This is a genomic window from Streptomyces sp. f51 (assembly GCF_037940415.1).
Taxonomy (GTDB): domain Bacteria; phylum Actinomycetota; class Actinomycetes; order Streptomycetales; family Streptomycetaceae; genus Streptomyces.
This window is the reverse complement of the sequence record NZ_CP149798.1, coordinates 2823714-2838513: the sequence shown is the minus strand read 5'-3', so window position 1 is coordinate 2838513 and position 14800 is coordinate 2823714. Positions and strand designations below refer to the sequence as shown.

Annotated in this window: 11 protein-coding genes and 1 pseudogene; 3 read left to right on the top strand and 9 right to left on the bottom strand. The window is 73.1% G+C overall.

What is annotated here, in order from left to right; all coding sequences use genetic code 11:
- Position 1: 1 nt before the first annotated feature.
- Entirely contained in the window at positions 2–829 is an 828-nt protein-coding gene (locus WJM95_RS12455; protein ID WP_339135509.1) for an ABC transporter ATP-binding protein, read from the bottom strand.
- Position 830: 1 nt separating this feature from the next.
- The gene (locus WJM95_RS12450; RefSeq protein WP_339129671.1) at positions 831–1748 is read right to left on the bottom strand and encodes an ABC transporter permease; all 918 of its coding nucleotides are present in this window, start codon (positions 1746–1748) and stop codon (positions 831–833) included.
- A 173-nt stretch (positions 1749–1921) separates the two neighbouring features.
- Between WJM95_RS12450 and WJM95_RS12445 the strand changes: the two genes are divergently transcribed.
- Positions 1922–2578 carry a TetR/AcrR family transcriptional regulator gene (locus WJM95_RS12445; protein ID WP_339129669.1) on the top strand — a complete coding sequence of 219 codons (657 nt, stop codon included), beginning with the start codon at positions 1922–1924 and terminating at the stop codon, positions 2576–2578.
- Positions 2579–2686: 108 nt separating this feature from the next.
- Here WJM95_RS12445 and galE read toward each other — a convergent pair whose 3' ends face one another.
- From galE to WJM95_RS12430, 3 genes are all read right to left on the bottom strand, one after another.
- Positions 2687–3667, bottom strand: coding sequence for a UDP-glucose 4-epimerase GalE (gene galE / locus WJM95_RS12440; protein WP_339129668.1), 981 nt, complete (start codon positions 3665–3667; stop codon positions 2687–2689).
- Positions 3668–3782: 115 nt separating this feature from the next.
- Positions 3783–5378 (bottom strand): glycosyltransferase family 2 protein, encoded by a 1596-nt coding sequence (locus WJM95_RS12435; protein ID WP_339129666.1) that lies wholly within the window; start codon positions 5376–5378, stop codon positions 3783–3785.
- Positions 5379–5433: 55 nt separating this feature from the next.
- A complete protein-coding gene (locus WJM95_RS12430) occupies positions 5434–6702 on the bottom strand; it encodes a glycosyltransferase 87 family protein (RefSeq protein WP_339129665.1) in 1269 nt (422 codons plus the stop codon).
- A 92-nt stretch (positions 6703–6794) separates the two neighbouring features.
- Between WJM95_RS12430 and WJM95_RS12425 the strand changes: the two are divergent.
- Positions 6795–7466: pseudogene (locus WJM95_RS12425) on the top strand (glycosyltransferase family 39 protein); the annotation flags it as partial.
- Positions 7467–8349: 883 nt separating this feature from the next.
- Here WJM95_RS12425 and WJM95_RS12420 read toward each other — a convergent pair.
- Positions 8350–8862, bottom strand: a complete 513-nt coding sequence (locus tag WJM95_RS12420) for a MarR family transcriptional regulator (protein ID WP_339129664.1) — start codon at positions 8860–8862, stop codon at positions 8350–8352.
- A gap of 136 nt (positions 8863–8998) precedes the next feature.
- Between WJM95_RS12420 and WJM95_RS12415 the strand changes: the two genes are divergently transcribed.
- A complete protein-coding gene (locus tag WJM95_RS12415; protein ID WP_339129663.1) occupies positions 8999–9412 on the top strand; it encodes an organic hydroperoxide resistance protein in 414 nt (137 codons plus the stop codon).
- 33 nt (positions 9413–9445) lie between these two features.
- Here WJM95_RS12415 and WJM95_RS12410 read toward each other — a convergent pair whose 3' ends face one another.
- From WJM95_RS12410 to WJM95_RS12400, 3 genes are all read right to left on the bottom strand, one after another.
- Positions 9446–11077 carry a hypothetical protein gene (locus WJM95_RS12410; RefSeq protein ID WP_339129662.1) on the bottom strand — a complete coding sequence of 544 codons (1632 nt, stop codon included), beginning with the start codon at positions 11075–11077 and terminating at the stop codon, positions 9446–9448.
- An 84-nt stretch (positions 11078–11161) separates the two neighbouring features.
- Positions 11162–12418 carry a hypothetical protein gene (locus WJM95_RS12405; protein ID WP_339135507.1) on the bottom strand — a complete coding sequence of 419 codons (1257 nt, stop codon included), beginning with the start codon at positions 12416–12418 and terminating at the stop codon, positions 11162–11164.
- Positions 12419–12588: 170 nt separating this feature from the next.
- Positions 12589–14799 carry a CDP-glycerol glycerophosphotransferase family protein gene (locus tag WJM95_RS12400; RefSeq protein WP_339129661.1) on the bottom strand — a complete coding sequence of 737 codons (2211 nt, stop codon included), beginning with the start codon at positions 14797–14799 and terminating at the stop codon, positions 12589–12591.
- Between the last annotated feature and the right edge of the window lies 1 nt (position 14800).

The following is a 14800-nucleotide window of genomic DNA, read 5'->3' as shown; positions in this document are numbered from 1 at the left end:
TCTACTTGCCCGTGAACTTCTCGTACTCCTTGAGCACGTCCTCGGTCGGGCCGTCCATGCGCAGTTCGCCGCGCTCCAGCCACAGCACGCGGTCGCAGGTGTCGCGGATCGACTTGTTGTTGTGGCTGACCAGGAACACCGTGCCCGCTGTCTTGCGCAGCTCGCGGATGCGCTCCTCGGAGCGCTTCTGGAAGGAGCGGTCACCGGTGGCGAGGGCCTCGTCGATCATCAGGACGTCGTGGTCCTTGGCCGCCGCGATGGAGAACCGCAGCCGCGCCGCCATGCCGGAGGAGTAGGTCCGCATCGGCAGGGTGATGAAGTCGCCCTTCTCGTTGATGCCCGAGAAGTCGACGATCTCCTGGTACCGCTCCTTGATCTGCTCGCGGGACATGCCCATGGCGAGGCCGCCGAGGTAGACGTTCCGCTCGCCCGTCAGGTCGTTCATCAGGGCCGCGTTCACGCCGAGCAGCGAGGGCTGGCCGTCGGTGTAGATCCTGCCGTTCTCCACCGGGAGCAGGCCCGCGACCGCCTTGAGCAGCGTGGACTTGCCGGAGCCGTTGGTGCCGATCAGACCGATGGCCTCGCCGCGGTAGGCGGTGAAGGAGACGTCCTTGACGGCGTGCACCTTGCGTACGCCCGCGGCCTTCTCGGTCTGCTGGCGCCGCAGCATGCGGTTGAGCGCGGCGGTGGCGCTGCCCCGGCCCGCGCCGGTGCCGTTGACCCGGTAGACGATGTCCACGTGGTCGACGACGACGGTGGGGACGAGCGCCTCGGCGGGGGCGCCGGTCGCGACCTGGGGCCGCTCGTCCTGCGTGAGGGTGTCAGCCATGTCAGCCACGTCCGTACGTCTCCTCGGCCTTCCAGAAGTAGATGAAGCCGCCCACTCCGGCGACCAGGGCCCAGCCGATCGCCAGCGCCCACACGTGATGCGGCAGCTGGTGGGCGTGGAAGCTGTCGATCAGCGCGTAGCGCGTCAGGTCGATGTAGACGGCGGCCGGGTTGCTCTCCAGGGCGATCATCGCCCAGTGCGGCATGTGGCTGTGCTTGAGCGTGGAGGCGATGCTCCACATGACACCGGAGACGTACATCCAGGTGCGCAGCACGAACGGCATGAGCTGCGCGATGTCCGGGGTCTTGGCGCCCATGCGGGCCATGACCATCGCCACGCCCGCGTTGAAGACGAACTGAAGCGTCAGGATGGGCACGACGAGCAGCCACGACGCGCTCACCGGAACGCCGAAGCAGAGCAGGATGACGACCAGCGCGGCCATCGAGAACAGAAGCTGCTGGAGCTGCTGGATGGCGTACGACACCGGCAGCGCGGCACGCGGGAAGTGCAGGGCGCGGACCAGGCCGAGGCTGCCGGAGATCGCCCGGGTGCCCGCCATGATCGAGCTCTGGGTGAAGGTCCAGATGAACACGCCCGTGACCAGGAACGGCACGAAGTCCGGCACGCCGTGCTTGGTGCCGAGCAGCACACCGAAGATGAAGTAGTAGACCGCCGCGTTCAGCAGCGGGTTCGCCACCTGCCAGACCTGGCCGAGCTTCGCCTGGCTGTACTGGGCGGTGAGCTTGGCGGTGGCGAAGGCGGTGATGAAGTGACGCCGTGCCCACAGCTGGCGGACGTACGCGGGCAGGCTCGGGCGCGCGCCGCTGACGCTGAGGCCGTACCGGGCGGCGATGGCCGCGGCGTCCTCGGCGGGGGCCGGCGACGCCATCGGGGGCGGTGTGTTGAGGACCTGGCTCACATCCGTTGCTTTCGCTCGGGGGGTGGGGGCGCGCGGTCGGTCCCGTGGCGTTTCCGACGGCGTTTCTTGCCGTTTTCTTGCGTCGGAACGGGACCGTATCGTCGTAACGCGAGAGTAGGCCCAATCGACGTCGGAACGCAACCGTCTCGTCGTAACGCCCTATGCTGGTCCGTATGACGACGAACGCCGATACAGCCGCGAGTGCCCCCACGCCCGCGCCTGCCGCCGGAAAGCCCCGGCGCCGCCGGGCTCCCGCCGGTGCGGCCGTCCTGCGCGAGGACGTCACCGAGGCGATCCGCGCCGCCGTCTTCGAGGAGCTCGCGTCCGTCGGCTACGCCAGGATGTCCATCGAGGGGATCGCCCGCCGCGCGGGCGTCGGCAAGACCGCGGTGTACCGGCGCTGGCGCTCCAAGCTGCACCTCGTGCTGGACCTGGTCTCGGCGATCGCGGTCCAGGGGCTTCCCGCACCGGACACCGGTTCGCTGGAGGGCGACCTGCGTCTGCTGTACGAGGTCACCTCGCGTGCGCTCCGGCACCCGGTGGCCGGGCAGATCATCCCCGACCTCCAGGCCGAGGCCGCCCGCAACCCCGAGATCGCGGACGCCATGCAGGCCGCGCTGCGGGAGGGCCAGCAGTCGGTGTCGAGCGGGATCGTCGCGTCGGCCGTCGCCCGGGGCGAGATCCGCGAGGGCGTGGACGTCGAACTCGCGCTGGACCTGATGTCGGGACCGCTGTACTGGCGCGCGGTGGTCGTCCGCGGCCCCAAGGTCCCCAAGGGCTACCTCCCCAGCCTGGCCCGCGCCACGGCAGCGGCCCTGAAAGCCCTCTGACCCACCGGCTCCGGCCGGGACACTCCCAGACACCTTGCGGTTGCGGGATCGCGAGAAAAAGGCCGCCCTCGAGAGGGCGGCTGGGGGAACGGGTTCGGAGGGTGGCGGTCAGGGTTGGGGGGTCGGGTGGTGGTGGTGGAGCCAGCCGGTCCAGGCTGAGGTGATCATGTCGTCCACGTCGTGGCGGGCCTTCCAGCCCAGTTCGGCGGCGGCGCGGTCGGCGGAGGCGACGACGCGGGCCGGGTCGCCCGGGCGGCGCGCGGTCGTGACCGGGGGCCGGTCGTGGCCGGTCAGGAGGTTGACGCGGTCGATCATCTCGCGCACCGAAACCCCTTCGCCGCGGCCGATGTTGAGCGTCAGGGCGGCCCCGGGCGAGGCGGTGAGGGCGCGGGCCGCGGCCACATGCGCCTCCGCCAGGTCGACCACGTGGATGTAGTCGCGCACGCAGGTGCCGTCCGGCGTCGGGTAGTCGTCGCCGAAGACGCGCGGCGCGGCGTTCTCGGTCAGTTTCTCGAAGACCATCGGGACGAGGTTGAAGACGCCCGTGTCGGCGAGTTCGGGGGTCGCCGCGCCCGCCACGTTGAAGTAGCGCAGACACGCCGTGGACAGGCCCGCGGCACGGCCCGTCGCCCGCACCAGCCACTCGCCCGCCAGCTTCGTCTCGCCGTACGGGCTCATCGGCGCGCAGGGCGTCTCCTCCGTCACCAGGTCCACGTCCGGCATTCCGTAGACGGCGGCCGAGGACGAGAAGACGAACGCGGTCACGGAGGCCGCGGTCACCGCGTCCAGCAGGACGCGCAGGCCCTCGACGTTCTCCCGGTAGTAGTGCAGGGGCAGCTCCACGGACTCGCCGACCTGCTTCTTCGCCGCCAGGTGGACGACACCGGTGACGGAGTGCTCCGCGAGCGTCCGGGCCACCAGGTCGCCGTCCAGGGTCGAGCCGACCACCAGCGGGACGTCCGCGGGCACCCGCTCCGCCATCCCGGTGGACAGGTCGTCGTACACCACGGCCTGTTCGCCCGCCTCGCGCAGCGCGCGGACGACGTGCGCTCCGATGTAGCCGGCGCCGCCGGTGATCAGCCAGGTCATGTGGGCCGTTCTCCTCGTGGGTGAGTCCGTGCTGCCGGACTGGGTGGCTGTGGCCGGGGGAGGCGGCCCGCGTGACGGTGTCCGCGTCCGCGCCTCGCGTCTCCGCGTCCGCGTATCAGTGAAGCAGGCGCTTGAGCCGCCGGGACACCACTTCGGTCATTCCTCGCCAACCGGACGCCGTCCGCAGCCCCAGGGCCCCCGCGTGCGTCCGGTAGGGCTGGACGAGGAGAACCCCGTGGCGAACGTCCGGGATCGCGCTGCGGCGCAGCAGACCGGGGCCGCCGAGCGCGTGCGCCGACACCTCCCGGCTGGTGCCGTCGCGGAAGCGCAGGGTCAGGCGCAGATCCCAGACGCCCGCGCCCAGCGCCGACAGGTCCACCGGTGTCTCCGCCGACCAGGAGTCGCCGTAGCGGTCGGCCACCAGGGCCGCCGTGCGGCTCAGGCCCACCCGGCCCTCCTCCCGGTGCACGAACTCGACGTCCAGCGAGGCGGGACCCGCCTCGGCCATGCGCCCGTACAGCTCGTGCAGGCGCAGTCGCAGCCGGGTGCCGCGCGCGCGGGGACGCAGTTCCGCGTCGACGGCGGCGGGCAGCAGATGGGCGGCCCGGCCGAGGAAGTGCTCCAGGGTCACCTGGGGGAGCTCGGCGGACCACAAGGGGGTGCCTTCGCCGTCACGGGTGTAGGGCGGGAGCAGCCGGGCCGGGCGGGCCGCCAGTTCCTTGAGGCGGGGCAGGTCGGTGGGGGTGGGACAGGCCATGATCACCCGGGCGACGAGACGGCCGGGTGCGGCCGGGTTGACGGTGAAGTCGGCCGCGTCGAAGGTCGACAGATACGCCCGGGTGAGGTCCCACCAGGCGCTCCGGTACTCCGGGGTACGCAGTTCGAGCTCGCGCGTGTACATCCGCAGCTCGTGGTCGAGGAACTTGGCGTGCACGGCCCGGGCGAGCTGCTTCTCCCCGGCGTTCAGCAGGATCTCGTACGCCGCCTGGTTCGCCTCGGTGCGCGCCCGCCAGTTGCCGATGTCGGCGCGGTCGAGCGAGATGGACAGGCGGTCGGCGCTGCGCCGCACGTGCCAGATGTACACCGTCTCCGGGATCAGGACGATGCGCGGCGAGGCGGCCAGCATCCGCGCGGTGAACACGAAGTCCTCGTAGGGGTAGCGGCCCTCGGGGAAGCGGATGCCGTGCTCGCGCAGGAAGTCGGTGCGGTACAGCTTGTTGACGCAGAGGGTGTCGTGGGTGAGCCGCGGGCGGCGCGAGGGGCGGGATATCAGGGTGGGCCGCGTGTAGAGCGCGCGTTCCCAGGGGACCTCGCGGCCCGAGGGCAGTTCGCGCCGTACGCACAGGCCGGCCGCCACCTGGACGTCGTGTTCCTCGGCGGAGCGGAGCAGCGCGTCCACCGCGCCGGGCGGCAGGACGTCGTCGCTGTCCAGGAACATCAGGTACGGGGCCGAGGCCGCGTCGATGCCGTCGTTGCGCGGGCTGCCGCAGCCGCCGCTGTTGACCGTCCGGTGGATCACCTTCAGACGAGGCTCCCCCTCGGCGAGGGCGTCGAGAAGGGCGCCGCTGCCGTCCGTCGAGCAGTCGTCCACGGCGACGACCTCGCGCACGGCCGGACCCTGCGCGAGTGCCGAGCGCACGGCGTCCGCGACATGAGCGGCGTCGTCGTATCCGATGACGACGACGCTGACCTTCGCTTGGTGAGGGTTCATGTGATCCACGAGCCGGAATCGTAAGTATTGCGGGTAATTCTCCGTTAAGAGCCAGTCACTGTCTTGTTCGGAGCCCGGCGGGAATCCGGTGTGTGCCGTGCTCCGGGCCGGTCGGCGCGGCGCGGTGCGGTGCGGCCGTGGACAGGCCCGACCGCCACAGCCGTACGAAGGACACTCCGGCCGCCGTCGCCAGCAGGCCGTTGCGCACGAGCATCAGCAGGCAGCCCGTCCAGGTGCTGCGCACCACTTCGCCGTACATCCCCGGGTACGCCACGGAGCTGACCGCCGTCGCCGCCAGGATCAGCAGGGCGACCGGGCGCTGTGTGGTGTGCCGCGAGGTCAGGCAGACGGCGGCGAGACCCAGCAGCCACACCATGTACTGGGGGCTGATCACCCGGCTGGTCACGGTAAACAGCAGGACGGCCGTGAGCGCCGCGTCGTACGGGGTGGCGCTCGTCCAGCGGCGTGCGCGGATCCGCCACAGCAGCACGAGCGCGAACGCGGCGGCCGTCAGGGCGAGCGAGCAGGCCGCGACCGCGCCCGTGTACGGCCCGACGAACTCCATCGCGCCGTACTGGTAGCGGGCCGTCCCCGGCCAGCCGGCGTGGCGGGCGAGGCCCAGGACCGTGCCGCCGAGGGACTCGATCTGGACGCCCCGGCCGCTCTGCTGGCGCAGGAAGTCGAAGGGGTGGCTGAAGGTGCCCACGAGGACGGCGAGCAGCGCGGCCGCGGTGAGCGCCGCCGAGGTCCACACCTCCCGGGTGGTGCGTCCCCGCGGGGTGCCGATCAGCGCGAGCGCCGGCCAGACCTTCACCAGGGCCCCCATCGAGGCGAAGGCCCCGCTCACGCGCGGGCGGCGCGCGAGCGCGAGCAGGGAGACGACGGCGAAGGCGGTGACCTGCACGTCGTACCGGGCGAGCGGGACGTGCAGCAGCAGGGGCAGGCCCAGCACCCACAGCCAGGCGCCGCGCGCGCTGCGGCCGGGCCGCAGTCCCGCGCGCGCGAGCGCGACGGCGATCACCGCGTCCGCGGCGAGCGTGCAGGTCACGAAGGCGGTGAAGTAGGTCAGCCCCGGCAGCAGCCCGGGCGCCAGCAGCACCGGTCCCGCGCCCGGCGGGTACTGCCACAGCCGGTCACCGGCCGGGAACGCGCCCTGCGACAGGACGCCGTACCAGTGGAAGTACAACTGGCGCACCTCGCGGGACACCCCGCCCCTGCCCAGCGGGGCGAGCCGGTCGTGGGCGAGGAGCCACAGCATCAGGGCGCGGGTGAGGAGCCAGGCGGCGGCGAGGGCGGGCGTGCGGTGGTTCCGGAAGACGCTCATCAAGGCCGGATCGTAAGCCGCATGGATGGGTCATAGCGTGCAATACGCGTCAATACCGATCAAAGGTTGTTTAATAGCAAAAAATTGGCCCCATGGTGTATGCGTGGATGAGGCTGTCGACGGCCCGGATGCCCTCGGCCCGGCACCCTTCGGCCCCGGGAACGCAGGCCGGGCGTCCGGCGGTCCGGTGCCCGGAGCCGGTGGGCGTCGCCCTGTCCGTCCTCGTGCCCGTCCTGGTCATGCTCGCGATCGGCCTGTGGGGGCTCGACCGCGGCGGCATGTGGCGCGACGAGGCGGTGACCTTCCAGGTCGCGCGGCGCTCGGTGCCGCAGATCTGGCATCTGCTGCACAGCGTGGACGCCGTGCACGGCCTCTACTACCTGCTCATGCACCCCGTCCTCGCCCCGCACCCCGGCGAGACCGCCCTGCGCCTGCCCTCCGTCTGCGGCGCCGCCGCGACCGCCGGGCTCGTGGCCGCGCTCGGGGTCCGCCTGAGCCGCCCGCGCGTCGGCCTGTGGGCGGGTCTGCTGTACGCCGTCACCCCCATGACCGGCCACTTCGCCCAGGAGGGCCGCTCCTACGCACTCGTCGCGGCCGGTGCGGCCGGGGCGACCCTGCTGCTGGTGCGGGCCGCCCGGTCCACCCGGCCCGGACCCTGGTGCGCGTACGCGGTCACGGCCGCCGCCACCTGTCTGCTGCACGAGATGGCCCTGCTCCTGCTCCTCGCCCACGCCGTCACCCTCGCGCTCGCCCGGGTGCCGGCCCGGGTGTGGCGGGCCTGGGCCCTCGCCGCCGTGGCCGTCTCCCTGGCGCTGGCACCGCTGGTCTACGTCTCCCACGGCCAGTCCGCGCAGGTCGCCTGGCTCGCACGCACCGATCCGGCCAGCGTGAAACGCCTGCTCGGGCAGTTCACCGGCCCGGCCCGGCTGGTGATCGTGCCGTACCTGGTCCTGATCGCCCTCGCCTTCAGACCCGAGCGGACCCCGCGCGGCACCTTCTCGCTCCCGGCCGTCGCCCTGCCCCTGGTCGCCGTGCCCCCGGCGGTGCTCCTGACGGTCTCGCACTGGCGGCCGCTCTACGACGAGCGGTACGTCCTGTACGCCCTCGCCGGGGCCCCGCTGCTCGCCGCCGCCGGAGCCGACCACCTCGCGACGAGACTGCCGCGGCTGCTGCCCCACGCGGTCACCACCGGCGTCCTCGCCGTGGCCCTCGTCCTCGCCGTCCAGCTGCCGCTGCTGCGCGAGGACCGCAGTCCCGACCGCCGTCCCGACAACCTGGCCGCCGTCTCCGCCCTCGCCCGCGGCGAACTGCGCCCCGGCGACCCGGTGCTGTTCCTGCCCTCGCTCGCGCGGCGCGCGGCCCTGGCCTATCCGCAGGGCTTCCGCGGCATCCGTGACATCGCGCTCACCGTGCCGGCGCCCGCCTCCGGAACCCTGTACGGCCGGGAGGCGGGCCCCGCCGAACTGCTGCGCAGGCTCGACCGGCTCGACCGGGTGTGGCTGGTCGCCGCGCCCTTCGCCGCCCACCGGGCCTGGCGTCCGGCCGAGGCGAGCGAGCGCCTCAAACTCGCCGTGGTCGGCGCGCAGTTCGAGCGCGTGGAGCAGGTCGTGTCCCGGGGGGTGACGCTGCGCCTCTACGTGCGTCGGCCTACGCACACCCCGGTGCCTCGGACAGGACCGATTCCGACAGCGCGGCCTCGTCCAGGGCCGCCGTCAGCCGGTCGAGCCGGGCCCGGAGCTCCCGGATCTCCTCCAGGTCCGCCCCGGTAGCGGCCGCGATCCGGCGCGGCACGTCCAGCGCGCGCTCCCGCAGCGCGGACCCCTCCTCGGTGAGGCCCACCTGCACGGACCGCTCGTCCCGCGCGCTGCGCTCGCGCCGTACGAGGCCCGCCGCCTCCAGCCGCTTCAGCAGCGGCGACAGGGTTCCCGAGTCGAGCCGCAGATGCTCGCCGACCTTCTTCACGGGCAGCTCGCCGTGCTCCCACAGCACCAGCATCACCAGGTACTGCGGATAGGTGAGCCCGAGGTCCTTCAGCAGGACGCGGTAGACGCCGCCGAAGGCGCGCGAGGCGGCGTTCAGCGAGAAGCAGATCTGCTCGTCGAGGCGGAGGAAGTCCCCTGCTGCGGGGGCCCCGGCGATCGGGGCGGGTGTCGCGGTCATGCCCTCCAGGATAGCCCTGGTGAGCAATTTAGTTGTGCACAACTGAATTGCGTGCTCTAATTCTGTCCGTGGGGCCGCCGGGAACGGCGGACCCGCCAGGATTCCGGCTTGATTCGACTTGAGAGGGATGGTCCCCATGGACGCGCTCTACACCGCCGTCGCCACCGCCACCCACGGCCGCGAGGGCCGTGCCGTCAGCTCCGACGGCGCGCTCGACCTCCAGCTGGGCATTCCGGCGCAGATGGGCGGCAGCGGCCAGGGCACCAACCCCGAGCAGCTGTTCGCCGCCGGGTACGCGGCCTGCTTCGCGAGCGCCCTCGGCCTGGTCGGCCGCGCCGCGAAGGTCGACGTCACCGAGGCCGCCGTGACCGGCGAGGTCAGCATCGGCAAGCAGGGCGAGGGCTTCGGCCTGGCCGTCACCCTCCGCGTCGAGCTGCCCGACACCGTGGACGAGGCGACCGGCCGCAAGCTGGTCGAGCAGGCCCACCAGGTCTGCCCCTACTCCAACGCCACCCGCGGCAACATCCCGGTCGAGCTCGTCATCGAGTAACCGGCACCGAGCCGGCCGGTGCGGGACGGTCCGTCATCGAGCGGCACGGACCCCCGCACCGGCCCTCGCCCCGGGACCGATCCGGGCCAGCACCTCCCCGGTCTCCCGGCTCCACGCCACCACCGTCGCCTCCTCGGGCACCGGCCGCCAGCGGGTCAGCAGCAGCCAGCGGGCGTGGTACCGGCGGGCGACGGCGGTGCGTTCGGCCCGGGTCGAGTCCGGGGCGAGATAGGCCCGCACCGCCGCGCGCCGGCGCAGCCGCTCGCTCTCGGCGAGGGCGGGGTCGGGCCAGGCGGGCGCCGCGAGATCGGGTCCGTAGCCCGCGAGCAGATGGACCGAGTAGTACCCGTCCGCGATGACCGGCTCGCCCGGCCGGATGTACCGCGCCGCCCAGTCGTACGTGGGCCAGCGCGGCGGCTGGTCGAAGCCGACCGGGTCGAGTGAACGCGGCACCACGGCCCCGGCCTGCACGGTCAGGAACCCGGTCAGGGCGGCCGCCGCCGCGGCACCTCCGAGCAGCCGCCGCCACGGCCCCCACGGCCCGGGCCGCGCCAGCTCCACGCCGAGCGCGAACTGGAGCGGCACCAGCGTGAGTCCGAGGATCCTGCCGTACGTGTAGTGCCCGCTCACCCAGCCGTAGGCCACCGTCGCGCACTCCAGCGCGAACATCAGCACCAGCGGATCGCGCCACCCCGGCCCCGCGCCCCGCCCCTCGCCCTTCCCGGGACGCCCGGCCCGCAGCCACAGCGCGGGCACCCCGGTCAGCGCCAGCCAGAAGTGCCCGGGCATCCCGTCGTACAGCTGCTCGTGCATCGCGTCCACGCTGCGGTCCCCGGTCAGCGCGAACACGTCGAAGTACGGCCACGCGTAGCCGACGAGCAGGGCCACCGCGCCGGTGAGCAGCCACCGGAACGCCACCGCCGGACGCCATCCGCGCTGCCCGCCCGCCACGAACGCGACCCCGCCGAGCACCGCCGCGACCGAGGTGATCGGGTGCACCAGCAGGATCAGTCCGTACAGGGCGCCGAGGGCCGCGTACCCCCAGGGGCTTTCGAGACCGCCCGGGCCCACGAACCGGACGGGGCCGCCGCCGCCCGCCGCGCGCCTGCCCGTGAACGCCCAGGCCCAGAAGGCCAGCCCGATGGCGAACGTCGACGGATAGCCCAGGTCGCCCGTCATCGACATCAGCCCGAGGTAGCCGCTCCACCAGGCCCGCTCGGTGCCCCACAGCAGCACCATCGCCGACAGGCACAGGACCGGCGCCCAGCGGCGGGGTGTCAGCACACGCGTGAAGCGGCCGATGCCCGTCAGCAGCACCAGCAGGTTGACAGGACCCGCCAGCCGTACCACCGCCCAGCCGCCGAGGCCGGTCAGCCGGGCGAAGGCGCCCTGGGCCACCGCGTAGGGCGAGTAGTACGGGCTGCCGGCGCCCGGCAGGTCCGCCATCGGATGCCGGGGGTGCAGCAGGCTCGCCCGCAGGCGTTCGACGACCGCCGCGTGCTGGCCCGCGTCGCAGCACAGCGGGATCCGCCAGTAGGCGAGCGTCATCACCAGCCAGAACAGCCCGCCGAAGACCTGGTACGGCGTCGGACGCCGGACGCCCCGGGCGCGCAGCGCGGTCGCGCCGCGCACCGCCTGCCGCCGGGTGACGACATCGGCGCTCATCGGGCGGTGGGGGAGCAGGGGCCTGCGGTTTCCGGCATCTGCCGTATATGCCCGCCCCGATCGGCCGCCTAGCCCGTGATCACCTCATCGGGCGACCTCGGCCTCCCTGCGCGCCGGTCCCGGAAGCAGCCCGCCGGGCATCCGCGCGCCCCGCCGGACGACCAGGTCGAGCAGCAGCGGAAGACCCACCGCGGGCAGCAGCCACAGCAGCACGATCAGCCGCCCGCCCCAGACGTTGATGTCGGGGTGCGCGGCCTGGTTGAGCACCCCGGTGCCCGCCGCCGCGATCAGGAAGACGGCGAAGGCGCGGTGCCTGCGCAGCGCCCCCCAGCCGGCCGCCACCACCGCCGCGAGGAACAGCGGCTCCCACAGCTGGCGGCGCGTCCACTCGATCCAGAAGGCGGCCTCCAGATGGAGGAACTCCGGCCACGGATGGACGCGGTCGGGTCGCGCGTAGTGCGCGGTGAGCAGATCCTGCACGCTCTCCGACTGGGACGGGTAGTGCAGCAGCTTCGCGAGCAGCACGGTGGCCAGCACCCCGCTGCCCGCCACCACGCCGAGGGTCCGCAGCGGCCCGTCCCACCGGCGCCTGCGGGCCAGCAGCGCCGCGCAGGCGGCGGCCAGGCACAGCCCGAGGAACAGCGCCTGCGAGTGCTTCACCGTGAACAGGACCGCCAGCGAGCCGCCGGCCAGCCAGGTCCCGGCCCGCGCGCGGCCCTCAAGGACCAGGGCGCAGCCCCACAGGGCCGCGAGCGTCAGGGCCATCATCAGGCCCTCGGTCATCGGGCGCATAGCCGTCGTGCCGCACGGCAGGACGTAGTAGAGCGCCTGCCCGGTCAGGGCCGCGCCCGTGGAGGCGCGCAGGGTGCGCAGGACGAGGAAGACGAGGACGCCCCCGGCCACCGTCACGAGGACGGCCGAGGCCCACAGGCCCCAGGTCACCCCCAGCACGGTCACGAACGGCAGCAGGAACACCGGATATCCCGGCCGCACCTCGAAGATCCGCATGAACCGGGGCGGCATGAACGGGACGATGCGTCCCGCCGTCGGCCCGGACGCCAGCCGTGCCGACACCCCCCGCCACTGGTCGCGCCGGCACTCGGCGACGACCCGCCGGGTCGGGCTCGCGCGGTGGAAGCGCACCGGGTCGACGGCCTGGTCGCGCCGGGCCACGGACGCCTTTCCCGCGCAGACGTAGTCGATCGTCTCGGCGGCGGCCCGCTGTTTGCCGACGCCGCTCAGATTCAGCTCGTACGACAGGTAGTTCTTGGTGTCGGGGGTGTCCCGGCCGGTGACGTTGGCCAGCTGGAGGACGGCGAACACGAGGGCGATCAGGATCACCCGGGCGCGGGCCGAACGCGGTGCGCGCGGCACCCACCCCCGGAACCGGCCGGAACCCGCGGGGCGCGGGGCGTCACCGGAGCCGTTCGTGGCGCCGTTCGCCGGGTCGTGCGCCTGGCCGCTCATGGATGCGTCCACGGCTCCCCTCGTGGGTCGGTTCGCGGGGCCGCTCATGAGGACGTGAGCACGTCGTGGCCCGCCTGCGCGGGCACCGGGACGAGGGAGGCCGGCGCGTCGGCCCGCTCGCCGAGCATCAGCGTCCGCACCACCCGCTCGGCCGCCCGCCCGTCGTCGAACTCGCAGAAACGCGCCCGGAATCCGGCCCGCAGCCGATCCGACTCCCCGTCCCGCCAGGCCCCCGACGCGAACAGCCACGCCAACTCCCGCTGGGAGGAGGCCACATGACCGGGCGCCTCGGCCGTGATGTCGAAATAGGCGCCACGGCTCGCCGCGTACGCGCCCCAGTCGTCGGCGAGGAGCACGATCGGCCGGTCGAGGTTGGCGTAGTCGAACATGAGGGCCGAGTAGTCGGTCACCAGGGCGTCGGAGGCCAGCATCACGTCCTCGACGCACGGTTCGTCGGTCACGTCGACCACGACCCCGCGCCGGTGCAGCTCGGCCAGCCCCATCCCGCGCGCCGGACCGTCCGCGAGCGAGGGATGCAGCCGTACGACGAGCGTGTGGCCCGCGCCGAGGCCCTCCGCGAACGCGGCCAGGTCGAGCCGGTCCACATGCCCGCCGCGCACGTACTCGCGGCGCGTCGGCGCGTACAGCACCACGCGGTCCCCGGCCGGGATCCCGAGACGGGCGCGGGCCGCCGCCCCGTCCTCGGGCCTGGCCCGCACCAGCACGTCGTTGCGCGGGCTGCCGCTGCGCAGCGAGGTGAAGTGGCAGGGATAGGCGCGGTCCCAGACCAGCTCCGAGTGCCGGTTGGCGACCAGGCTGTAGTCCCAGCGGTCGGCGCGGCGCAGCAGCTGCGGCACGTCCAGGCCGTGCCGCGCGCCCGGCTTGTGCAGCAGGTCAGCGGCCATGTACTTCAGCGGGGTGCCCTGGTGGGTGTGGATGTGGACGGTCCCGGGGCGCTTGGCCAGGGAGCCGGGCCAGTTGACGTTGTTCACGAAGTACGTGGCCCGCGCGGTGAGCCGGCGGTAGGGCAGCGAGTCGAGCAGGACGTGCTCGGTGCCGGGCGGCAGCAGCGCCGCCTGCTCCTGATCGCGCACCACCCACACCCCGCGCAGCTGCGGGGCGAGTTCGCGTGCTGCCGCGTACACGGCGGCGGGATCTCCGAGGACCCCCCGGTGCGAGAACGCCGAGTACATCGCGAGGTGCGGGTCGAGCGGACGGTGCCCGTGCGCCGCCGACCAGCCGTGCTTGACCCGCGCGCCGAGCACCCGGCGGGCCTGCTGCCCGCGCCGGCCCAGTTCCAGGGCCGCGCGGCCCGCCTGCCGCCGCACCCGGTAACGGGTGAAACCGCCTTCCAGCACCCGCAGTTCGGGGGGCACGGGACCGGCCTTGTGCCGGCGGAGGAGCGCGGCCGTCAGCCGGAAGAACTCGGCCTTGTCCTCCTGCGGCAGCCGGTCCTCCTTGGAGAGGATGTCGAGGCAGTGCTCGCCCATCTTGCGGTGCAGATACGGGCGCCAGTCGGCGAGTTCCGGCCGGGAGCCGACGAACGCGAAGACCCGCTCGTACTGGTCGTGGATGTCGAAGTGCTTGCGGCTGGTGGTGGACAGGATGTTGCCCTGGCGGCGCTGGCGGTAGGCCAGACAGATACGGTCCAGGGCCGCGATCCGCCCCGCGCTGAGCATCACCGGGAACGTCCAGGGCGTGTCCTCGTAGTACCCGGGCGGGAAGGCGAAGCCCTCCGCCTCGACGAACGCGCGACGGTAGACCTTGTTCCACACCACCATCAACAGGTCGAGGATCTCCGGCTGTTCGGCCGCCGTGAAGGTCCCGGCACCGGCCTCGGCGAGGACCCGCGCGAGCACGTTCCTGCGGGTGCCGCCCCACCAGTAGGTGCGCGCGTAGTCGAAGACCAGCACGTCCGGGTCGGCGGTCTCCTCCAGGCGGTCGGCCATGGCGCGCAGCGCGCCGGGCGTGAGGGTGTCGTCGCTGTCGAGGAAGAAGAGGTAGTCCCCGCCGGCGAGCGGCATCCCGGCGTTGCGGGCACGGCCGAGCCCGACGTTCTCCGGCAGATGCAGCACCCGCACCCGGGGATCGAGGGCCGCGTACTCGTCGAGGATCGCGCCGCAGCCGTCCGGCGAGCAGTCGTCGACGGCGATGACCTCGATGTCCGTGAACGACTGCTCCAGGACCGAGTCGAGACACTCGCGCAGAAAGCCCTGCACCTTGAAGACGGGGACGATGATGCTGAAGCGGGGCACG